The following is a 22,929-nucleotide window of genomic DNA, read 5'->3' as shown; positions in this document are numbered from 1 at the left end:
ACTCCCTGCCCAGAAATTATGCGCTGTAACGTTGGCGCAACCCGTTAACCAGAAGATCGATATGTTCAGCTAATACGTCGCTGATTTGTGCGGCTTCATCCACGCCAATCTGTTGCCAGCCGGCCTGACGACGAATGGTTTCGCGTGCAACACGAAATGACAATACTTCGCCAAGCAGCGCATGGGTGTGTAGCACCACTTTGCTGGATTGTGGCTCCAGACCGGTATAGGCCGCCATCAAACGGCATAGTTTGCTGTGCAATGGCGCGACCACTTGTTGATGGATCAGCGGATAGGCTTCGGTGGGCGAAAGTTGCTCACGCGACATAATTTTGCTCAGATTGAGCGTGTGCGGTTGGGTCATGAGATCACTGAATGCCAACAAGCCACGTTTTAGGTAATGCAAATAATATTCTGGTTTTCTTTGCGATTCAGGCTGTTGCCAAAATTGGTCGATCTCATCGCTCAATGGGCGGAAAGCCTGCTGAATAAAATCGGCAATCCATTGGGCTACCGCCAGATATAAGCCTTCTTTGGAGCGAAAATAGTAGGTGATTGCCGCGATGTTTTGTCCGGCGCGCTGGGCGATGTCGCGGGTGGTCGCCCCGTGGGTGCCGTATTCGCCAAAAACTTCGATGGCGGCATCAAGCAACTGTTGGCGAGCTTGTTCACCTCGCGTGCGGTTGGTGATGGGGCTTGAAGGAGGCATAAATCGACGCTCATAAAGTTAATCAATCGTTTGATTAACTTTATGCCACGTTGTTCGGAATGTAAACCACAGCCATCTTTTTTATCGTCCGACGATATCGGCAATCTGAGGAGATTTTACTTAAAGATGCAAAATTGCTTTTTCTTGCTGGCTTTCTGCTACAATCTGCAACTTGGTGCACTTGCAGTTTGTGCCAATCCCTCGTGGCCTGCTTAACGCCCCGTCTGATCATCCTCCCCAGAAACTGCACCGGATTTAAATTCGGTTAGGGTGAGGAACTGGAGTTTTTCTCTACTATGTCTTTTGAAACCCTCGGCTTAAGTGCTGAAATTCTGCGCGCTGTTGAAGAACAGGGCTATCGCGAACCGACCCCGATCCAACGTCAGGCTATTCCTTTAGTACTGGAAGGGCGTGATCTGATGGCTAGCGCCCAGACCGGCACCGGTAAAACCGCTGGTTTTACCTTGCCAGTGCTGCAATTGCTGAGTAAGCACGATTATCCGGCCAAAGGCCGTCGTCCGGTACGTGCGTTGATCTTGACGCCAACCCGCGAACTGGCTGCGCAGATCGACGAAAACGTCCAAGCTTATAGCAAACACCTGCGTCTGCGTTCGCTGGTGGTGTTTGGTGGTGTGAGCATCAACCCGCAGATGATGAAGCTACGCGGCGGTGTTGATATTTTGGTGGCAACACCAGGTCGCCTGTTGGATTTGGAACACCAAAACGCGGTGGATCTGTCCAAGATTGAAATTCTGGTGCTGGATGAAGCTGACCGTATGCTGGATATGGGCTTTATTCATGATATCCGTCGCGTACTGGCTAAATTGCCAGCGAAGCGCCAAAACCTGCTGTTCTCAGCGACCTTCTCCGACGATATCAAAGCGTTAGCGGGTAAACTGCTGCACAACCCGGCTTCGGTCGAAGTAGCGCGTCGCAATACCGCTTCCGAGCAAGTAGCGCAAAGCGTGCACTTTGTTGATAAGAAGCGTAAGCGGGAACTACTTTCACAGATGATTGGCGAAGGGAATTGGCAGCAGGTGTTGGTGTTTAACCGCACTAAACACGGTGCCAACCATCTAGCCGAGCAACTGAATAAAGACGGTATCACCGCCGCAGCAATCCACGGTAATAAGAGCCAAGGCGCTCGTACCCGTGCATTAGCTGATTTTAAAGACGGTAAAATCCGCGTGCTGGTGGCGACCGATATCGCCGCTCGTGGTCTGGATATCGACCAACTACCGCATGTAGTGAACTACGAGTTGCCAAACGTGCCGGAAGATTACGTACACCGTATTGGTCGTACCGGTCGTGCAGAATGTACCGGTGAGGCTATCTCGCTGGTGTGTGTGGATGAACACAAACTGCTGCGCGACATCGAACGTTTACTGAAGCGTGAAGTTCCACGTATTGCATTACCGGGTTACGAGCCCGATCCGAGCATTAAGGCGGAACCTATCATCAACGGTCGCCAAGGTGGTGGACGTGGTGCACCTCGTGGCAACGGCGGTGGTCAACGCTCCGGCGGCGGCCAGCGTAGCGGTAATGGCGGTGGCAATAACGGCCAACGTGAAAACCGTGGTCAGCGTGGTGAGAGTCACACTGGCGGTCATGCGGATGGTCAACGTCGTCCAGGCGGCTCGGCACCATCGCGTCGCCCGCGCAGTCGTAAACCGACAGAGTAAATCGTTCCGCAGTATTATCAGGCCACCGCCCATCCTCAGAAATGAAGAGGAGCGGTGGCTTTTCTTTGGAGGGAATAGTTGATCATGCGTGTTTTATTGGCTCCGATGGAGGGCGTTCTCGATTCTTTGGTGCGTGAATTACTCACCGAGGTTAACGATTACGATCTGTGCATCACCGAGTTTCTACGTGTCGTTGATCAATTATTGCCTGCCAAATCGTTCTACCGTCTGTGTCCAGAACTGCATCATGCCAGTCGTACCCCTTCGGGGACTTTGGTACGCATCCAATTATTGGGGCAACATCCGCAATGGTTAGCAGAGAATGCTGCCCGTGCAGTTGAGTTGGGGTCTTACGGGGTTGATCTGAACTGTGGATGCCCATCTAAACTGGTGAATGGCAGTGGCGGTGGGGCGACGTTGTTGAAAGATCCTGAACTGATTTACCAAGGTGCAAAGGCGATGCGTGCGGCAGTGCCGGAACATTTACCGGTAACGGTAAAAGTGCGTCTTGGTTGGGATTCGTTAGAACACAGTTTTGAGATTGCCGATGCGGTGCAGCAGGCCAGGGCCACTGAGCTAGCGGTACATGGTCGAACCAAAGAGGACGGTTATAAGGCGGAACGCATCAACTGGCAGGCGATTGGTGAAATTCGTCAGCGTTTGACTATTCCGGTGATCGCCAACGGTGAAATCTGGGATTATCAAAGCGCACAGGATTGCAGCCAAGTGACCGGTTGTGATGCGGTGATGTTGGGGCGTGGTGCGCTCAACATTCCTAACTTAAGCCGAGTAGTGAAATACAACGAGCCTAGAATGCCGTGGCCGCAGGTGGTGCAATTGCTGCAAAAATACGTCCAGTTGGAAAAGCAGGGCGATACCGGCTTGTATCACGTGGCGCGCATCAAACAATGGTTGGGCTATTTGCGTAAAGAATATACCGAGGCGACGGAGTTATTTACCGAAATCCGTGCACTAACCACCTCGGCGGATATCGCACGCGTGATTACAGGTTAATGGCAAAATAATGTTGTAGGGCTGCTCGGCGCTCCGTCTCTGAATGCAGCGTGGATTCTTTTCGCTGATGGTTTTCGGTCACGATCAGCTTGTTATCGCTGAGGGTGATCCTGCCGTGCTCGGTAGGGCGTGAGCAAATTAGGCGTTGAGTGAAATGCGATTCTGGCGAAGTACTGTGGTAGTGAAACATTGCCGAAAACTCTGCTAATTCATGCGGTTGTAGGCTGAATCGATAGAGGGTTTTAGCGTGGGAATGTGAGTCGCCATTACGTCGCTCCAGAGAGTAATATTCACCGTCTTGTTCGAGGTGGAAGGTGCCGGTGCTTTGCTGCTGTTGCTCGCCGAGCGTGATTTTCAGCGGTGTAAGGAATGAATCTCCAAAGCCGACATCGACCAGATAAAGTTGATCGAGCTCGACCATCAACGCCAGATGATCAAATGGCTGACCAAATCCTCCTTCACGATTGCGTACTTCCCCTGAAATGAAATGTACGGTAAACCCAAGCTGTTGCAGCAACTGGCCGAAAAGCTGGTTCAATTCATAACAAAAACCCCCGCGATTATGTTCCACCACTTTTTTGAAAAGAGCGTCAGTCGATAGACTGATACCTTGATGGTAGATGATGCTCAGGTTTTCAAACGGCACCGACAGCATATGGCGTAAATGCAATTGTTGCAGCGTGGCGAAATCGACTTTTGGCGTGTCTGCGAATTGGATATGTTGCAGGTAACGTTGGGTATCCACAGTGATTCTCAGCAAAGAGTCAGTTAGCCATAAAATAGCTGGCTTAGATCTGTCTGAAAGAGCAATACGTGCGCTAGTGATTATGAACAGCAACCCCGGATGAATGAAACGGGGCTGCTTATGGATGAAAAGGTTACTGCGAGGGATTTTCTACTTCGGCTTTGCGTTTACGTAGCGCAAACCAACCTAAAATCAACAGCACTGCCAAGACTGGAATGGTGGAAACCGTCCAAGTGCCATTGGGATAATCGAACGCCATCATCACCACCACTGCCAACAAAAACAGCAATGTTAGCCATGATGTCACCGGGGCTCCCGGCATTTTGAACGTAACCGGTTTAGCATTCCCCAGTTTGATTTCCTTACGCAGGCGCATTTGGCAAACGATGATAAATGCCCACGAACTAATGATCCCCAGCGAAGCAATATTAAGGACTATCTCAAACACCTGCGATGGCACCAAATAGTTAAGTACCACGCCGATCACATAGATACCGCAAGTCACTAAAATCCCGGCATAAGGTACTTGTTGGCTGCTCATTTTAGTCATCAGCTTGGGAGCAGAACCGCCCATCGCCATCGAACGCAAGATTCGACCGGTGGAATACAGACCTGAGTTCAGGCTGGAGAGCGCTGCGGTCAGCACCACGATATTCATGATGGTGCCGATGTAAGGTATGCCCAATTTGCTAAAGAAAGTGACGAACGGACTTTGCCCTGCTTGGTAAGCGTTCCACGGCAGCAGCAACACCAGCAATACCACTGAACCGACGTAAAACAGGCCAATACGCCAGATCACGCTGTTAATGGCTTTCGGCAGCATTTTCTCCGGGTCTTTACATTCACCTGCCGCAGTACCGATCAATTCAACACCGGCGAAAGCGAAAATTACCCCTTGAACCAGTACCAGTGCGGGCAATAGACCGTGAGGGAAAATACCGCCGTTGTCGCTAATCAGGTGTAGGCCGGTGGGATTCCCGGCGACCGGTGTTCCTGTGCCGAGAAATACCACTCCGACGACCAGAAACAGCAAGATGGCGGCGACTTTGATCAACGAAAACCAGAACTCCATCTCGGCAAACCACTTCACTCCAATCATATTCATGGTGGCGACGATGCCCAGTGCGCACAAGGCAAATAGCCACTGCGGAACATCGGCGAAGGTTCCCCAGTAATGCATATACAGAGCAACGGCGGTGATATCGACGATGCCGGTCATCGCCCAGTTGAGAAAGTACATCCAACCCGCAACATAAGAGGCTTTTTCACCAAGGAATTCACGGGCATAAGAAACAAAACTGCCGCTGGATGGGCGGTGCAATACCAATTCCCCCAAGGCGCGGAGGATAAAGAAAGAAAAAATACCGCAAACCAGATACACCAGAGCTAGAGCGGGGCCTGCCATTTCCAAACGACCGCCGGTGCCAAGAAACAGGCCAGTACCGATCGAACCGCCAATGGCGATCATCTGGATTTGCCGGTTTCCCATGCTTTTGTGATAACCGGAATCATGCGAGTCGAGCCAGCGTCGTCTCGCGTCATGCTTATCCTGTTCCTGTTGAGAGTGTGATTTCATGATCAGTCCTGTCTAAAGTGAGTCGAGCCCAAGCGGGCAAAGGGGCGCCATCGGCAGCCACAAAATGGATGATGTCGATGCATCATTCCGTTGTTTATTGTTTGTACACATAGAGTTATATGTGAGCGAGGCATGCTACCTGTTCTGATTAATTGAGGCAAAAAAATCCGGTTTTAAAGAATCAACCATGGTGTAAGGCAAGCAAAGAGTGGATGGATTTGATGAGTGCTGCGTTATAGCTCAACGCTGTCACTTTTCTTTTAATCGTGCGTAACGCAGTGTACCTGCGGTTTGTACGGTTTTTTCTCCGACAGAATTTGTCACAAATCACCACTAACAATCACCGTGCGAACTTGATAATGCTCATTTATAATTTTCTCCAATTGATGTTAAGACTTTTCTTCCTTCGCAACTGAGTAATATCTGTGAAAATCCGAGTTCTGGTGTTAACCCTGCTGGCCTTACAGGCGGGCGCTGGTCTGGTGCCGAGTGCCCTAGCCAAAGAAAGTACCGCTGTTTCGCACGCCACCCAACCTGAATTGGCCTCGGGTAGCGCCATGGTGGTGGATATGCAAACGCATAAAGTGATCTATTCCCTCAACCCGGATGAAGTGGTGCCGATTGCCTCGATCACCAAGCTGATGACGGCAATGGTGGTGCTGGATGCCAAGTCGCCGCTGAATGAAATGCTGAAGGTAGATATTCACCAGACGCCTGAAATGAAAGGGGTTTATTCACGAGTTCGCTTGAACAGTGAAATCAGCCGTAAAGATATGCTGTGGCTAGCGTTAATGTCTTCGGAGAACCGTGCTGCCGCTAGTTTGGCTGCACATTATCCCGGTGGTTATAACGCGTTTATCAAAGCGATGAACGCTAAAGCCAAAGCTCTGGGAATGACTCACACCCGTTATGTGGAACCCACTGGACTGTCGACCAGTAACGTGTCTACCGCACGTGATCTGAGCAAACTATTGATTGCAACCAAACAGTACCCATTGATTGGCCAACTCAGCACCAGCGAAGGGACAACCGCTGTCTTTAAAGATCCGAACTATCAATTGCCATTTCGTAATACCAACCATTTGGTTTATAACCCTAAATGGAATATCCAGTTGACCAAAACCGGCTTTACCAATGAAGCGGGGCACTGTTTGGCAATGCGCACCGTGATCGGTCAGCGTCCGGTTTCATTGGTGGTGTTAGATGCTTTTGGTAAATATACCCATTTTGCTGATGCCAACCGTCTGCGTACTTGGATCGAAACTGGCAAGGTCACGCCTGTTCCGGCTGCAGCACGCGATTATCGCAAACAAAAAGATTCGACATTAGCGAAGAACGTCACCGAGTAAATGCCTGTTTTGCCCGCCTTTCACCGGCGGGCATTCATTCCCTCCCCGTTTTCCACTACTATCATTGATAGCACTCTATTTTTATAAGGATGAGAAATGGCGGGAAGTAGTTTATTAACCTTGATTGATGATATTGCCGCGCTGTTGGATGACGTCGCTTTGATGACCAAAATGGCCGCCAAGAAAACCGCTGGGGTGTTGGGGGACGATCTGGCGCTTAATGCTCAGCAGGTCAGCGGCGTAAAAGCCGACCGTGAACTGCCGGTGGTATGGAGTGTGGCAAAAGGTTCATTGGTCAATAAGGTGATCCTCGTGCCGCTGGCATTGTTGATCAGTGCATTGGCTCCTTGGGCGGTCACGCCATTATTGATGCTTGGCGGCGCGTATTTGTGCTTCGAAGGGGTAGAAAAACTGTTCCACAGCCTGACTCATAAAAAAGGGGAAGAGCATCAGGAGGAGTTAGATCCGAATGAAGACGTCGTTGCCTATGAAAAGCGTAAAGTCAAAGGCGCGATCCGTACCGATTTTGTGCTGTCGGCCGAGATTATCGTTATTACTTTGGGCACGGTAGCGGCAGCCAGTTTTACCCAGCAAGTATTGGTACTGTGTGGTATTGCGCTGGTGATGACCATTGGGGTTTATGGTTTGGTAGCGGGTATCGTCAAATTGGACGATTTCGGTTTGTACTTGAGCCAAAAAGCCAGTGCCTTGGCACGCGGCATTGGTACTGCTCTGGTTCGTGCAGCGCCATACCTGATGAAAAGTTTATCTGTTATCGGAACCGTCGCGATGTTTATGGTCGGGGGCGGAATTCTGACTCACGGTTTGCCCGTGGTGCATCATCTGTTTACCGGTTGGGCCGATAATTCGGCAGATGTTCCGGCAGTGGGCTGGATACTGCAAGGGGCTATCCCGTCACTGTTGAATATCGTATTTGGTTTAATCGCCGGAGCTGTTGTGTTGCTGGTGGTATCGGTGCTGGGTGCTATCCGGGCTCGTTATAAAGCCTGACGGTGACAAAAAAGAGCGGGCATAAATAATTGCTCGCTCAGTATGTTTTAACCCTTCATCAAACTGGTTATTGTCTGACGCAGATAAGCCAATAATTCCGGCGTGAGCCAAGTTCCTTCGCTCAACGTCGGTTCTTTTTCCATGGCTTGACGGATTTTCATCTGCGTTTGCGGGTTAGGGCCGGTGTAAGACTGGAACAATTCCAGCCAGTTGGCCGCCAATGCTTTCGCCTGCTTCGAATCAGCGGGAATTCCTTCTTTCATCGCCTGTTGGAAACGCGCGATCAGCGCTGGCCATTCCTGCATCCGCGTGAAGTAGTGTTTTCGCACATAGGCGTACTCTTCCGGTGTCAGGTATTTTTGATAAATCTGCAACTTGGTTTCGGCAAAGGCACGGGTTATGTAGTCCGTCATTGCCGGAGTAATACCGGTTTGTTCGCGTATTGATGGCTCATCGGCATGCATGATATTGAGCCGGGTGAGAAAGGCCGGGTTACCCGCGGTATCGCGCTCTAAGGTTTTCATCCAACGCCGGGCAATGGTTTGTGCCTGTAAATCCTCCGCCGGGACGCCGCTTTCCATCAGTTGACGCACAATGGCGACCATTTCCGCCCATTCCTGACTGAGTGCTTCATCGGCCTGATAGAAGGGTAGTTGTGCCAATTCGTCCGCGGTAAAATATTTGTCGTACATGGTCATTAACTCCAACGTTGTCAGCCAGTCGTTCAGCTCTGGTTCATCACCGGTGGTCAATTGTTCAGCCATATGGCAAAGTCGAGCACGTAACGCGGTGATTTGCGCTAATTGTTGATCGAGCATGACGATTTGCTTTTCAATTAACGTAGGTAATGCCAGCCCTGAACGCTCCAGAATCGCCCCGACTTCCGCCAGCGTCAGCCCCATCCGGCGTAATGCCTGAATATGGTGAAGACGAGTAATGTCAGCCCGGTTATACAAACGATAACCCGCGTCGGAACGCGCAGAAGGAATCAATAATCCGAGGCTGTCGTAGTGGTGTAATGTCCTGACGGTAATGCCAGAGCGTCGTGCCAATTCGCCGACTTTTAACAACATGAGATGACCCTCGTTCCTTGTGCGTGTCAGGATACTAAAGCCTGACGTTACGTGAGGGTCAATACCCTTCATACTCAATAGAGATTTATTAAAATCACCATCCCTTCACTGCACCGCCGTTAAAGATTTTTTCTGCGGCTTTTGCGACTTCATCTGACTCATAAGCCTTTACGAAGTTCTGTACATTCTGCGCATCTTTATTATCTTCACGAGCGACGACGATGTTGGTGTATGGCGAATCTTTATCTTCGATAAAAATGCCATCTTTGGTCGGTGTGAGCCCGATTTGGTTGATGTAGGTAGTGCTGATCACCGCGACGGTGACTTTGGGATCGTCCAGTACTTGCGGCAACTGTGCGCCTTCTAATTCCATAATTTGGTAATTATGCGGGTTGGCGCTGATGTCTAGTGAAGTCGGTAATAGGCCTTTGTCGGATTTCAGCGTAATCAGCCCTGTTTTTTGCAACAACAGCAATGCACGACCCAAGTTAGTGGGATCGTTAGGGATAGCGATCAGCGCGCCATCTTGTAACTCATTTACCGATTTGATTTTTTTCGAGTAGCCAGCCATAGGGAAGACGAAGGTATTGCCGACTGCGACCAATTTATAACCATGATCTTTATTTTGTTGTGCGAGGAAGGGGCGATGTTGGAACACGTTGGCATCCAGTTCGCCTTTATCGGTGGCATCGTTGGGTAGTAATGAGCCGCTGAACCCGACCAATTCGACATCAAGGCCATATTTCTCTTTCGCCACTTGTTTGGCGACTTCCGCGACATCTTGTTCAGCACCGTTAATTACGCCGACTTTGATATGATTTTGATCGGTTTTCTTCTCGCAACCTTGTAATAACAAAGTTGCTGATAGAGCTGCAGCCAGTAGGCTAAAACGCCAGGTTATTGTCATCATCCACTCCCTGAAAAAATAATAAAATCAGTGGTTTTTGTATCAATAGCCTGACGATCAAGTCAACGGATAAAGTTTTATATCTAATAACCATTACAACGGACGCAATACCACGATCCCTGGCGTGTTGATGACGTAATCGATAAACGGTGAATCAACCACTTTCATGTTCTCTTTACGCGAGGAGGCATTGCGTAGCACCGGGCCGTTAGCCGTTTGAACAAAGATGCCGACATGCGTCACGTCCAACCCAACCAGATTGGTATAGATACCAATGTAATCACCGCTATGTAGCTGGCTGAGCACTTTGTCATCGACATCATTACTTGGGATGTAGGTAATGCTGCGTTTAACGATCGGTAACCCCGGCAGATAAGTTGTGCCATCGGCTTTTTCGTTAAGGTTTTTCACCAGCGTGACGGTTTTGGGGCTGAGTGCCGCAGTGATATCGGTCGCGACCTTTTTGTCTTTATGCGACCAGTCGCTAAAGAAGTGTTTACGGTGCAGGAAGTCAATGTTTCCATCGACATAGCGCGTTTGGATTAGGTTCTGGACGAACTGCTGTTCGTCATTCGCGTGGCGCAGCGCTTCGACGTAATCGATAAAGGTGAAGCAATCCAGCCCACGGAAGTCGCTCACCAACTTTTCTGGTGTGTCCGCTGAGCCTATTAGCCTATTGGCGACGTAAGGTGTGCCAATAAACTGTTGTGAAATACTGCCCGCATCATGAGGAATGCTCAGAATCTCGTTGATTTTAGACAATGTGTTTTCGTCCATGGCGGCCGTTGTTCTCTGTTGTAGCATCGGGTTCTCGGTAGGTTGTTCTGTGCGGTTGGCGGATGATTGGCTAACGCACCCAGTCAATAACGATAGCACTATCCCTAAAGCAATCCTGTGCATTTCCCCTCCAATGTTGGTACTCAACTGTCTTAAAGATAACAGTTGCTGTTCAACCAGAGGTCAATGAGTCAGTAGCCAACTTCGTTATTAAATGGCAGATACCAAAACAGTGCAATTTCATGATCGGCAATATCTGGTTGTGCGCGATACAACAAGTGATCGATGCCACCTAACATGAAGCCATAACGTTGATAGCACTGGCAAGCTGCTAGATTGTTATTTTGCGTTTCCAACATCAACCCGTCGGTTTCTTGCTCACGCGCCCAGTGTTTGGCGGTGTCCAGTAACGCAGTGGCGATACCCTGCCGACGTACATCGTTGCTCACCGCTAGCTCTTCAATCAGCGTGAAATCATTCCAGTTGCGGCAAAGTGTGATGTGTCCGACGGCGATATTGTTATGTCGAGCGAGAAAGGTCTCGCTGTCTTTATCAATAAAGGGTGCGAGTGGATAGGCTTTAGTAAAAGGGAGCACGGGTTGGGTGGGCCAATCTTCAATCGGCGTGCCGAAACAGGGGTGCGCATATTTATCAATTTCAAAGGTGAAGTTATTGTCTTCCAGATATCCGTAAGGCAAGGCGGTGATCCGCTCAATAGTTATGCTCATGATGGCTCGCTTCCAAGTGCTGAGTAGAGAAATTATAAGGTAAATCCATGAGATGTTGATGGGTAAGAACGTTTTTTCGACAAAAGACTACAATTAGTTAAGGGGAGAGAGAACCCCGAGCTCGTAACCCTCGCGTGTTTAAATGGCTCTGCGAGACGAGGAGGTGATTTATGGTCAGTCATGTTTGGGGACTCTTTTCGCATCCGAGCGAAGAGTTCAAACAGATTCAAAGCGAGAATGAATCCGTCTCGCACCTTTACACTCACCATGTGCTGTTACTGGCATTGATCCCGGTTGTCTGTGCCTTTATCGGCACCACACAATTAGGTTGGCTCTCAGGAGAAGGGCATAGAATTCAGCTAGATATGTTTACCGCAGCCTACACCGCCGTCGCGTTTTACCTACTGATGCTGGCTGGGGTGGCCGTGATGGGCAACATCATCCACTGGATGGCTCGGCGTTATGAAGCGCGTCCCAGCCTACACCGTTGTATGATTTTTGCTGGCTATGTCGCGACTCCGATGTTCTTGAGCGGCATTGTGGCCTTGTATCCGGTGGTATGGCTCTGCTTGTTTGTCGGTGTTATTGGTTTATGTTATTCCGGTTATCTGCTGTATTTAGGCATTCCACATTTCCTGAGTATCGACACCAAAGAAGGTTTCCTGTTCTCCAGTTCAACCTTTGCCATTGGTATTTTGGTGCTTGAACTGTTGCTTGGTTTAACCGTGCTGTTATGGGGATATGGCGGCTGGCTATTTTGATCCCCTTCATCTTTCAAGCTGCAGGGGTGTTGACTGCCTTCGCTCACCCCAGTCACTTGGTGGGCCAAGCTCCTGGGGATTTACTCAGTTGCCGCCTACCTGCAACTTGAAATCTTTTGGGGATCGCTCTGATGGCTCCTCACGCGCAATACGTGAGGGGCTTTTGTGTTTTAAGGGCAGCAGGTAATATCACGGCATGTTATCTCTCAAGAAGAATCACCAATGGCGACGATGAAAGATGTGGCGCGTCGCGCAGGCGTTTCGGCGGCGACAGTCTCCAGAGTCATCAATAACACCGCCTATGTGGAGCCTGTCACTCGTGAACGCGTCGAGAAAGCGATGCGTGAATTTAATTATCACCGTAATGCTGCTGCGTTGGCTCTGGCTAAGCGCAGCGGCAATATGTTGGGGTTGCTGACCGGCAATTTGGCTGATCCATTTTTCTCTCGTTTGGCGCGCGGGGTGGAAGAAATCGCCCGTAAAGAGGGCGTGAAGCTGATGGTTTGTAGCGGTGGACATCAGGCTGAATTGGAAAAGGCCGGGTTGGATTTTCTGATTAACCAAGGTTGTGAGGCGATCGTCGCGCATATCACGCGGATGAATGATGCGGATGTGTTGCGCTATGCTGCCCATATCCCTGCATTGGTGATCATCAATCGTTATTTTCCGAGCCTCTCCAACCGCTGTGTCTGGTTGGACAACGCCAGCGGCGCGCAGGCTTCTACCCGTTATCTGATCCAACAAGGACATCGGCGCATTGCCTGCATCACCGCCGATTTGCCGATAGACGATCGGCGTTTGCGTTTGCAGGGATATCGCAGCGCGATGGCTGAAGCGGGTATCGATGTGGCAAAAAACTGGGTGATCAGCGTGCCATTCAACGAAGAGGGCGGAGAACTGGCGGCAGAACGGTTGCTGAATAGCGATCAGGCTTTCACCGCTGCGGTCACTTTCAACGATGTGATGGCGGCCGGCATGATGCGTTCATTACATCAACGTGGTGTCAAATTGCCACAGCAACTTTCTATCGTCGGCTTTGATGATATCGTGCTGGCGCGTTATCTCTATCCCTCGTTGACCACCATTCATTATCCCATTGAGCGTATGGCTCGCCGTGCGGCACGTTTGGCTTTGTTGTGTCAGGCGCAGCAAGATTTGCAGCCGCAGAATAATATGTTCTCCGCCGAACTGGTGATTCGCGATTCGGTCGCCACACGGTAGTTGAGCAAAACAAGCGCTGTAACTGTGACGAACTGCACATTTCATTTATTCATGAAACCGCTTACATGAACGATGGCTTTGCTTCACATCTCAACCCGGCAGGATCACCTACCCTGACGCCACACCTATCAGAACGCGGAGTCATCCTATGAATGACAAGAAAGAGCTAAACCTGGGGCTGGCGTTGTTACCGATTATTGCCATGCTGCTGTTGTTGATTATTGGTTACGGGCAATTGGGGCTACGCATTGAGCCATTATTGCTGTTATCGGCGGGGATTGCGGCTGGGTTAGCTTACTGGCAGGGCTACCGTTGGGACGACATTATTGAATCCATTGTCGCCAAACTGGCCAAAGCGATGCCGGTTATCATGATCCTGATTTGCGTCGGTGGATTGATTGGCACTTGGATGATCAGCGGAACGATCCCCTATATGGTCTACTGGGGACTGAAACTGATCAGCCCGCAATACATCCTGATTGCCGCTTTCTTCCTTACCAGTGTGATTTCGGTATGTACCGGTACTTCATGGGGTTCGGCGGGCACCGTGGGCGTGGCGCTGATGGGCGTTGCCGCTGGGCTCGATGTGCCTTTAGCCGCTGCTGCTGGTGCGGTGGTTTCTGGTGCTTACTTCGGTGATAAAATTTCACCGCTGTCGGATTCCACCAATTTTGCGGCGATCGTCGCCGATACCGATCTGTACAGCCATATCCAACATCTGATGTATACCACTTTGCCGAGCTTCGTGTTGGCTGCGGTGGTTTATCTGATCGCCGGACATTCCAGTGCCGTCGGCAGCGTGGCTACACCACAGAAAGTGGTGGATATTATGCAATCGCTGGAAGGTCTGTATCACTTCAATATCCTATTGCTGCTGCCACCGGTATTGGTGCTGTGGGGGGCGGTGACCAAGCGCCCGGTGATCCCGGTCATGTTAGCGGCCTGTGCTTTGGCGATTGCGATTGGTGTTGCTCTGCAAGGTTTCAGCTTAAAACAAGGTCTGAATGCGTTGATGGATGGTTTTAATCTGTCGATGTTTGCCGAACAAGGGATGAACATCAATGGTGTGATTGCCGATGTACCGCGTTTACTGAATCGCGGTGGCATGTTCTCAATGATGAGCACCATTCTGCTGGTTTTCTGCGCCTTCTCATTTGCCGGAGCATTAACTCTGACCGGGGCGCTGACGGTCATTATTAATCGTTTGCTGAAAGTGGTGCGTAGTACCGGTCAATTGATCGCCGCGACTGTCGCAACCACTATTTTGGTGACTGGCGCGACCAGCGACGGCAAATTGGCGCTGCTGATCCCGGCTGAATTGTTCAAAGGCGCTTACCGCCGTATGGGGTTGGATAACAAAAACCTGTCGCGCACGGTAGAGGATGCTGGAACCGTTATCGAACCGCTGATTCCGTGGACGGCGGCGGGGATTTACATGGCAACCACTTTGGGCGTTAACACCTTGGATCTGCTGCCTTGGGCGATCCAATGTTATGCCGCGGTGTTCTTCGCGTTGATTTACGGCTTCACCGGTTTTGGTATTGCGCGTATTAAGCCTGAAGATGCAGCGAAAAATCAGGAGGAGCAACGTGAAACAGCCTAATTTTAACCAAGTGATCAATCGTCATCAGACGAGCTCGGTGAAGTGGGACTTTATCGACCGTTATTTGCGGTTGGACCCGACCGATCTGTTGCCGATGTGGGTATCTGATTTTGACTTCCAATGCCCGGAAGTGGTGTCACAGGCGTTGCACCAGCGTGTCGACCACGGTGTTTTCGGTTACAGCGAACGTGATGAGGCTTATTACCAAGCAGCTATCGACTGGTTTGCCAGACGTCATCAGCTTGAGTTGAAGCGAGAGTGGTTCACCTCAATTGAGGGCGTAGTGCCGGGATTGGCGCTGCTAATCCAGATGCTGAGTCAACCGGGCGACGGTATTGTGGTTCAAGGACCCTATTATGGTTCGTTCGCCAAAATCATTAATATGAATGGCCGCCGGGTGCTGGAGAATCCGCTAGTGGAAAGTGCTAGCGGCTATCAATTTGACTATCAGCAATTGGAGCAATTGCTGATGCAGCACCGTCCACCGCTGTTATTGTTGTGCAATCCGCATAATCCAACCGGTAGATGCTGGACGCAAGGGGAGCTGACGCGCTTACTAGAATTGTGCCAACAATATGATGTGACAGTAATTTCTGATGAGATCTGGGCAGATCTGATCCTGCCCGGTGAACACTTTACCTCGGTGCTGCATCTGGACAGCAAATGGCACCATCGAGTGATTGCCGCGACGTCTGCCAGCAAGAGTTTTGGTTTGTCATCACTGCGTATTTCCAATTTCCTGATCCCCAATGCTGAATTGCGCCAGATGCTTATCGAAAGGCTCAATGCGCACGGATTGGACGTGTTTAATGCGTTGTCGATGACTGCCGCCACTGCCGCTTATCAGCAGGGTGAACCGTGGTTGGATGCGTTACTCGCTTATCTGGCGGAGAACCGGCAGTGGTTTGAACAGGCACTGGCGGAAGTGGCTCCGTGGTGCCGCATGATCCCGGCTGAAGGCACGTATCTGGCTTGGTTGGATTGCCGTGAGTTGGGATTGGATGATGATGCTTTGCAACAAGCGATGTTGGATCATGCCAAAATTGCCCCTTCGATGGGACGTGGTTTTGGCGTGATGGGTAGTGGTTTTATCCGCATCAATTTGGGTTGCCCACGTAGCTATTTGGAGCAGGCAATCAATGGATTAGCAAAATTGCGCTAATTAAATAAAACGGCTGCCGAATTAGGCAGCCGTTGCGGTTATTATTCCGCCCAGTATTTCTGCTTACTGGTTTTGCCAATGCCAGGGTTAAAGCTGTTGGTCGGATCGGCCGATTTATAAAATGCCTGTAAATCCGGTTTGGCCTGATACAAATGTCCGACGTTATGCTCAGCCGGGTATTCCGCGCCGCGCCTGTCGAGGATCGCCAGCATTTGTTCTTTTAACGCGTGGCTATCGACACCTTTCTTCACCACATAATCCTGATGGAACACGTGGCACATAAAGTGGCCGTAATACAGTTTGTAAACCAACTGGCTGTCGATTTCTGGCGGTAGAGTTTCGAACCATTCGGTGTCATTGCGGCGTAGTGCAATGTCCAGCGCCAAAATGTCTTCTACCTGATCGGCGTGAACCGCATGGTAGCGGATTGCCGCACCGGCCGCGGCAAAGCGGTGCAAGAAGGCTTTGCGACCTTCTTCAGCGGTACAAGCAAAAAACTCACCTTCTGCATGAGTAAAATACTTTTCCAAATAACGCCGCGCTTCTTCAACGCCCGGCCCCGACATTTTCAACAGTAGGTGGTGTTCGAAACGTTCGCGATACTGCTTCATACGTGGCGGAAGGTGGTTGGGCGCTAAATGGCTTAGCCCCTGCATCAGACGGTCAGTGAGATTGTGTGGGATCAACGGCAGTTTGTTCAGCGTGGCATCCATCCGGCCTTTCAGCGTGAACAGACGCGGCATTTTATCGGTACCGAGCTTGTCGATCATCATAAACGTGTCTTTGCCATACACTTCGGCGATGTCGAAAATATCCCGATGCATGTACTCGCCAGCCACCGGTAAGTTTTCAAATTGGCTTAGCATATGGCGGCGTAACTCTGTTAGCACGGCGGTTTGATTGGTGCCGATGTAAAATACCTGCTCTTGGCCTTCTTTTTCGAAAGTATCCAAACGCACTGCGAACACGGCTAACTTACCTGCACAGCCAGAGGCTTCGTACAGGCGGCGTTTATCGGCGTTGAAGCGGGAAGGGGTATCGGCATCAACATCGCGCACGCGGCTAGCGTATTCGTTGTCTGAGGCGCGTAACTCGCCATGTTCAATATCTTCCGGGCGATAGTCGCTTTGTTCTAACCGAGTCAGAATTTGTTCTGGGTTATCACCAAGATGAATGCCCAAATGGTTAACTAAACGCAGTTGACCGTCTTCGCTAAGCTGCGCGTAGAGCGCCATCTCGGTATAGGCTGGGCCACGTTTGACCAGTGAGCCGCCAGAGTTATTACAGACTCCACCGATGACCGAAGCACCGATGCAAGAAGAACCAATCACCGAGTGAGGTTCTCGGCTGTAAGGTTTGAGCACCTTTTCCAATTGATTCAGAGTGCTACCGGGAAAACCAATCACCTGTTTGCCGTTATCCAGCACCTGGACTTGATCCAACTTCAAGGTACTGACAATCACGATGTCGCGATCGTAATCATTACCGCTCGGCGTAGAGCCTTCGGTCAGGCCAGTATTGGCGGCCTGCATAATGACGATTTTGTCGGCAGTCACGCAGGCTTGCAGCACTTGCCATAACTGCAATAACCGTGTCGGGAATACCACGGCTAATGCGTTACCCTCACCAGAACGGAAACCTTTACGATAGCGTTCGGTATCGCGCTCGCCGGTCAGTAATTGTGTGCTCCCGACGATATCTTTTAACTGGTTGAGGAATACGGTGTTATTGGGCTGCATCATGCGGGTCTCCCTGTTTCTGGTTCGATTTTTCATCATACAATAACCAAGCATAGCAAACAGTAATTGCCGCTCCCCAGCAATGCGTTTATTGTTGTGAACGACTTTTTGCATGACTTTTTAGAGGGATTTCAGGCGTGACTAAACTACGTGTTGGTGTGATCTTTGGCGGCAAATCGGCGGAGCATGAAGTTTCGCTGCAATCAGCAAAAAACATTGTGGATGCCATTGATAAACAGAAGTTTGATGTCACGTTGCTGGGGATTGATAAGCAAGGGCAATGGCATATTAACGACGCTTCCAACTATCTGTTGAACGCCGAAAATCCGGCGCTGATCGCGTTGAACCATTCGAATCAGAACGTTGCCTTGATCCCAGGGCAGGAAAAACAGCAACTCATTGCGGCAGATAACGCCAGTTCACTGGGGCAGTTGGATGTGGTATTTCCCATTGTGCACGGTACTTTGGGGGAAGACGGCTCGTTGCAGGGGTTGTTGCGAATGGCCAATATTCCGTTTGTTGGTGCTGGTGTCTTGGGTTCAGCGGTTAGCATGGACAAAGATATCACCAAACGCCTGTTGCGAGATGTCGGGCTGTCGGTAGCGCCGTTTGTGACGCTGACGCGCAGTAACTGTGCCCAATTCAGCTTTGAACAATTGAGCGAACGTCTTGGGTTACCCCTGTTTATCAAACCTGCAAACCAAGGTTCGTCTGTGGGCGTCAGCAAGGTAAAAGATCAGGCGGGTTACGAGCAGGCGGTGGCGTTGGCGTTTAGTTTCGACCATAAAGTGCTGGTGGAATCAGCGATTGTGGGGCGTGAAATTGAGTGTGCAGTACTGGGCAATGATCATCCACAGGCCAGCGTCTGCGGTGAGATTGTGTTGAGTGATGAGTTTTACTCCTACGACACCAAATACATTAATGAGCAAGGTGCTCAGGTGGTGGTGCCAGCGAATATCAGCCCTGAAATTAGCGACAAGATCCGTGATGTAGCGATAAAAGCATTCAAGGCGGTGGATTGTCTGGGCATGGCGCGAGTTGACGTGTTCTTAACGCCGGATAACCAAGTCGTCATCAACGAAATCAATACACTGCCGGGCTTCACCAATATCAGCATGTATCCGAAACTATGGGGTGCTAGCGGCGTGAGTTATACCGAACTGATTACTAAATTGATTGAACTGGCGATGGAACGCCACCAACAGGATCGTGGATTGAAGAGTTCGGTGTTTGAGCGGTAATTAACTCTCTGAAAGCAAAAAAGAATCTGGTTGGTAGCCAGATTCTTTTTTTAGTGTTCTGCACTGGGATTGGTTGTGACAGTGAAGAACTATGCCGCATGTACTCGTCACCTTTACTAAGTGTACCCCTCGCGTGAATTGATTGCAAATTGCACTGCTCGGTTTATAATCGCTCTCGGTTTCAAGTATGGTAGTTGTGGTACCGGATGGGTGGAAAAAAGTGGGCTAAGTTCTATCAATTAGTCAAACATGGTCGATTTCTAAGTCCCGGCAAGAAACAGGTGGTGCTGTCTTGTTTGCTCCCATCCCAAAAGGTGCCGCATGTGCTCGTCACCAATGAGTACATGTCGTAAGGGGCAAACCAAGAGCATTTACGGTGATGTGCGGCACTCTTCATCACATGGAGTGTGCCAAGTGATAACTGCAAGCATCATTTTGCTAACGTTGGAAATTGTCCTCGTTAGCTTGCAAATTATCGTTGTTATCATGCAACTGACCGGTAGTTGTTCGTAAGATAAGCTGCTGGAACTTAATTAAGAGCTGGGCTAACCACTCAGCTCTTATTTGATTCACTTCACCGCCACATCAATATCGCCAAAATACTTCTTCGCCAATTGGTTCACTGTGCCTTGTTGCTGCACTTTGACGATAGCCTCATCCAGTTGTTTCTTCAGTGCCGCATCATCTTTACGTAATCCGAAAGCGATACCTGAACCAAAGATTTTGTCATCGCGGATGTCACCACCGACAAAGGTAAAACCTTTGCCATCAGGATGCGCCAAGAAACCGCTCTGACCCGCCGGAGCCATAATCAGCGTGGCATCAAGTCGACCAGAAGTGAGATCTTGATAAACCTGATTTTGGTCCTGATAAGAAACAACGTTAACGCCCTTGGTTTCCCAGTGCGCTTTGGCGTAATTTTCCTGAATCGAGCCTTGCAGTACACCCACGCTTTTACCCGCTAGTGATTTGGCCTCTGGCAGTAAGCCACTGTCGGCTTTGGCAATCAGTCGATTCGGGACTTGATAGATGGAGTTGGTGAAAGCAATCGCCTGTTTACGCTGTTCGGTGACGTTCATCGCCGAGTTGATCACATCAAACTTCCGGGCTTGCAATGCGGGGATCAGGCTGTCGAACGAGGTTTCCACCCAACTGCACTTCAACTTGGCCTCGGCGCAGATAGCATTGCCCAAATCGATATCAAACCCGACCAATTCGCCGCTGGCGGTCTTGGATTCAAACGGAGGGTACAACGCTTCGACGCCAAAACGCATTTCCTGTTCAGCGGCAAAGGAGGAGCCAGCGGCTAACAGGCAACTTACAGCAAGCAACGTTTTTAATGCTTTCATCAATATGATCCTTTTCCCAGGGCAAAAATTACACCTGACACAGACGGCGAGCGCCTTCTAGCAGGGTATCGTTATCTTTGGCGAAACTTAGTCGGATGATGCCGGTATTGGTGCCGTCACTGTAAAACGCCGATAGCGGGATGGTGGCGACTTTCGCTTCGCGGATCAGACGTACCGCGAAATCATTGTCGCTTTCATCACTAAAACCACTAAAACGCGCCAGCATAAAGAAACTACCGCGGCTCGGTAATAGCTCAAAACGAGACTCACGCAAAGCATTCGCCAGCAGATCGCGTTTTTGCTGATAAAACTCGGCTAATCCCAAATAACTTTGCGGATGACTCAACGCTGCAGCAAACGCATACTGCATCGGTGTATCGGCAGAGAACACCATAAACTGGTGTACCTTGCGGATCTCCTCCATCAATGCCGCTGGCGCCATACAATAACCCACGCGCCAACCGGTGACGTGATAGGTTTTACCGAATGAGGAGACGATCACACTGCGCTGCGCTAACGCCGGATAACACGCCATGCTGTGATGAATATCGCCGTCGAAAACCACATGTTCATACACTTCATCAGACAGAATCACGATGTCAGTATTACGTGTTAGTGCCGTCAGTCGTTCGATATCATGTTCGCTAAATACGCTGCCAGTGGGGTTATGTGGACTGTTAACGATGATCATCCGCGTTTTGCTGTTGATAGCTGCCGCGACCTCATCCCAATCGATATGCAAATCTTGCAATGACAGTTTGATCGCCACCGGTGTCGCACCTTGCAGCCGAACAATTGGCGCATAGCTGTCGAAAGCCGGTTCGAAATAGATAACTTCATCGCCGGGATGAACCAACGCACTAATGGCGGAATACAAACCTTCACTGGCGCTGGCGATCACCGTGATTTCGTCGTCAGCGTGATATTGGCAGCCATATAATCGTTCAACTTTATCTGCTAATGCAGTTCGCAATGCTGCTACACCGCTCATTGGTGCGTATTGGTTATGACCCGCACGCATGGCTTGAGCCACGGCTTCGACCAATTGCGGTTCACAGGAGAAATTGGGGGCACCTTGTGACAGATTTAATGCTTGGTGTTCGGCGCTCAGTTGGCCAATGACAGTAAAAATCGTAGTGCCAACGTCAGGTAACTTGGAACGTTGGGAGCAGGCGCTTTGCATGTTGGCTCCTGTGATAGATAGAGATGTTGAATGATTAAGCATCAGTTAACCTAGGCTAACAATAGAAACTTTGTCATACTAGCCATGCGTAAAACTCATGGCTGGTTGGGCTGAAATATGCAGACATTGTTACCCTCACTCGACGTACTGAAAACCTTTATTGTGGTCGCACAACGCCTCAACTTTACCCATGCAGCACAAGCCTTACACCTGACGCAAGGCGCAGTCAGCCGTCAGATTTTGGGGTTAGAGCAACAACTCGGTTATCCGTTATTTAGCCGTCGGGCGCGTGGGTTGACGTTAACGCTACAGGGGGCGCAACTGCTGGGCCCCGTGCAGCAGGCGTTGAGAGAGTTGGAAGAAGCATTGGTTCGGGTGAATGCACAGCCAGGAACCTTACGTATCAAATGTCCGACTTGCGCTATGCGTTGGGTATTGCCGCGTATCATTCGTCTGCAAAATGAACGCCCGGAAATGCATATTGAGTTGACCGCTTCGGTATCTCATGGACTGGACTTTGGCAGTGAGCATTTCGATGCGGCAGTGATATTTGGCGAGCCGCAGGCCAAGCGGCTGGTAGCGCATCATCTGTTTGATGAAATTCTTACCCCGGTATGCACGCCGAATTATTTGTCAGATTTGGGACGAGCGCCGCAACCTGAAGATTTGGTGGATAAAACACTATTACACCCAACGCGCGATCGTCGCGATTGGTTATTATGGTTGAAGGCAGCGGGGCAGGACAGTTTACCTTCTATCAAAGCACAGCACTTCGATACGCTCGATCTGGCGATGAGTGCCGCGTTACAAGGTTTCGGTATTGCGATTGGCGATCTGTGTTTACTAGAAGAGGATCTTCAAGCCAAACGTATTACGACGCCTTTCCCTCTCAGTGTTGCCAGCGGTGCGGCGTATTATCTGGTTTACCCTGAACAGCCGGTAGTGCCTACTATGTTGGCGACATTGGTCGAATGGTTAGGGAATGAAGCAGAGCAAAGTCGCCAGCATCTTCAACGTTACCTCTCCTCGATGGTTTATCAACCTTAATCTATTGCCACTTTCCATTTCAAGAATCGTTGTTACCGACAAAAAGAGTGTG

Annotated in this window: 20 protein-coding genes; 10 read left to right on the top strand and 10 right to left on the bottom strand. The window is 50.1% G+C overall.

The annotated features are described in order from the left end of the window. Positions 1-16: 16 nt before the first annotated feature. Positions 17-709, bottom strand: coding sequence for a transcriptional regulator (locus tag AC3ISQ_RS15195; protein ID WP_489347821.1), 693 nt, complete (start codon positions 707-709; stop codon positions 17-19). Positions 710-1,005: 296 nt separating this feature from the next. On the opposite strand from AC3ISQ_RS15195, the gene rhlE reads away from it, so the two are divergent. Both rhlE and dusC read left to right on the top strand, forming a co-directional pair. Then, positions 1,006-2,391, top strand: coding sequence for an ATP-dependent RNA helicase RhlE (gene rhlE / locus AC3ISQ_RS15190; protein ID WP_489347819.1), 1,386 nt, complete (start codon positions 1,006-1,008; stop codon positions 2,389-2,391). Between the two features lie 84 nt (positions 2,392-2,475). Beyond that, positions 2,476-3,405 (top strand): tRNA dihydrouridine(16) synthase DusC, encoded by a 930-nt coding sequence (dusC, locus tag AC3ISQ_RS15185; RefSeq protein ID WP_489347817.1) that lies wholly within the window; start codon positions 2,476-2,478, stop codon positions 3,403-3,405. On the opposite strand, the gene AC3ISQ_RS15180 is transcribed toward dusC, so the two are convergent. Together AC3ISQ_RS15180 and ansP are read right to left on the bottom strand one after the other, a co-directional pair. Further along, on the bottom strand, positions 3,395-4,150 hold the full coding sequence (locus AC3ISQ_RS15180) for an arylamine N-acetyltransferase family protein (RefSeq protein WP_489347815.1): 756 nt from the start codon (positions 4,148-4,150) through the stop codon (positions 3,395-3,397). The two genes, dusC and AC3ISQ_RS15180, sit on opposite strands and share 11 nt — an antisense overlap. A 133-nt stretch (positions 4,151-4,283) precedes the next feature. Then, on the bottom strand, positions 4,284-5,726 hold the full coding sequence (ansP, locus tag AC3ISQ_RS15175) for an L-asparagine permease (RefSeq protein ID WP_489347813.1): 1,443 nt from the start codon (positions 5,724-5,726) through the stop codon (positions 4,284-4,286). 419 nt (positions 5,727-6,145) lie between these two features. On the opposite strand from ansP, the gene pbpG reads away from it, so the two are divergent. Further along, complete coding sequence (pbpG, locus tag AC3ISQ_RS15170) at positions 6,146-7,075, top strand: D-alanyl-D-alanine endopeptidase (RefSeq protein ID WP_489353314.1); 930 nt, start codon at positions 6,146-6,148, stop codon at positions 7,073-7,075. A gap of 96 nt (positions 7,076-7,171) precedes the next feature. Next, complete coding sequence (locus AC3ISQ_RS15165; RefSeq protein WP_489347812.1) at positions 7,172-8,086, top strand: DUF808 domain-containing protein; 915 nt, start codon at positions 7,172-7,174, stop codon at positions 8,084-8,086. Between the two features lie 47 nt (positions 8,087-8,133). Here AC3ISQ_RS15165 and AC3ISQ_RS15160 read toward each other — a convergent pair whose 3' ends face one another. The 4 genes from AC3ISQ_RS15160 to AC3ISQ_RS15145 form a co-directional block, all read right to left on the bottom strand. Further along, on the bottom strand, positions 8,134-9,159 hold the full coding sequence (locus tag AC3ISQ_RS15160) for a MerR family transcriptional regulator (protein WP_489347810.1): 1,026 nt from the start codon (positions 9,157-9,159) through the stop codon (positions 8,134-8,136). Positions 9,160-9,253: 94 nt separating this feature from the next. Beyond that, on the bottom strand, positions 9,254-10,066 hold the full coding sequence (gene nlpA, locus AC3ISQ_RS15155) for a lipoprotein NlpA (protein WP_489353313.1): 813 nt from the start codon (positions 10,064-10,066) through the stop codon (positions 9,254-9,256). A 93-nt stretch (positions 10,067-10,159) separates the two neighbouring features. Further along, positions 10,160-10,966 (bottom strand): DUF1460 domain-containing protein, encoded by an 807-nt coding sequence (locus AC3ISQ_RS15150; RefSeq protein ID WP_489347808.1) that lies wholly within the window; start codon positions 10,964-10,966, stop codon positions 10,160-10,162. Between the two features lie 68 nt (positions 10,967-11,034). Continuing rightward, complete coding sequence (locus tag AC3ISQ_RS15145; protein WP_489347806.1) at positions 11,035-11,571, bottom strand: GNAT family N-acetyltransferase; 537 nt, start codon at positions 11,569-11,571, stop codon at positions 11,035-11,037. Positions 11,572-11,741: 170 nt separating this feature from the next. Here AC3ISQ_RS15145 and AC3ISQ_RS15140 point away from each other — a divergent pair, with 170 nt between their 5' ends. From AC3ISQ_RS15140 to AC3ISQ_RS15125, 4 genes are all read left to right on the top strand, one after another. Further along, positions 11,742-12,332 (top strand): Yip1 family protein, encoded by a 591-nt coding sequence (locus AC3ISQ_RS15140; RefSeq protein ID WP_489347804.1) that lies wholly within the window; start codon positions 11,742-11,744, stop codon positions 12,330-12,332. 222 nt (positions 12,333-12,554) lie between these two features. After that, the gene (locus AC3ISQ_RS15135; RefSeq protein WP_489347802.1) at positions 12,555-13,553 is read left to right on the top strand and encodes a LacI family DNA-binding transcriptional regulator; all 999 of its coding nucleotides are present in this window, start codon (positions 12,555-12,557) and stop codon (positions 13,551-13,553) included. 148 nt (positions 13,554-13,701) lie between these two features. Further along, entirely contained in the window at positions 13,702-15,156 is a 1,455-nt protein-coding gene (gene nhaC / locus AC3ISQ_RS15130; RefSeq protein WP_489347800.1) for a Na+/H+ antiporter NhaC, read from the top strand. Further along, positions 15,116-16,318 (top strand): MalY/PatB family protein, encoded by a 1,203-nt coding sequence (locus AC3ISQ_RS15125; RefSeq protein WP_489347798.1) that lies wholly within the window; start codon positions 15,116-15,118, stop codon positions 16,316-16,318. Before nhaC ends, AC3ISQ_RS15125 begins: the two co-directional genes overlap by 41 nt. Positions 16,319-16,359: 41 nt before the next feature. On the opposite strand, the gene dld is transcribed toward AC3ISQ_RS15125, so the two are convergent. Further along, positions 16,360-18,057, bottom strand: a complete 1,698-nt coding sequence (gene dld, locus AC3ISQ_RS15120) for a D-lactate dehydrogenase (RefSeq protein WP_489353311.1) — start codon at positions 18,055-18,057, stop codon at positions 16,360-16,362. Between the two features lie 137 nt (positions 18,058-18,194). Between dld and ddlA the strand changes: the two genes are divergently transcribed. Then, positions 18,195-19,298, top strand: a complete 1,104-nt coding sequence (gene ddlA / locus AC3ISQ_RS15115) for a D-alanine--D-alanine ligase (protein ID WP_489347796.1) — start codon at positions 18,195-18,197, stop codon at positions 19,296-19,298. A gap of 569 nt (positions 19,299-19,867) precedes the next feature. Here ddlA and AC3ISQ_RS15110 read toward each other — a convergent pair. Together AC3ISQ_RS15110 and AC3ISQ_RS15105 are read right to left on the bottom strand one after the other, a co-directional pair. Further along, complete coding sequence (locus AC3ISQ_RS15110; protein WP_489347794.1) at positions 19,868-20,647, bottom strand: ABC transporter substrate-binding protein; 780 nt, start codon at positions 20,645-20,647, stop codon at positions 19,868-19,870. Between the two features lie 28 nt (positions 20,648-20,675). Further along, complete coding sequence (locus tag AC3ISQ_RS15105) at positions 20,676-21,830, bottom strand: pyridoxal phosphate-dependent aminotransferase (protein WP_489347792.1); 1,155 nt, start codon at positions 21,828-21,830, stop codon at positions 20,676-20,678. Positions 21,831-21,947: 117 nt separating this feature from the next. Between AC3ISQ_RS15105 and AC3ISQ_RS15100 the strand changes: the two genes are divergently transcribed. Continuing rightward, entirely contained in the window at positions 21,948-22,877 is a 930-nt protein-coding gene (locus tag AC3ISQ_RS15100; RefSeq protein ID WP_489347790.1) for a LysR substrate-binding domain-containing protein, read from the top strand. The last annotated feature ends 52 nt before the right edge of the window (positions 22,878-22,929 follow it).

The organism is Serratia sp. KH_031, assembly GCF_057839655.1.
Note: the sequence above shows the minus strand (reverse complement) of the source record. Positions and strands in the feature narration are given on the sequence as shown.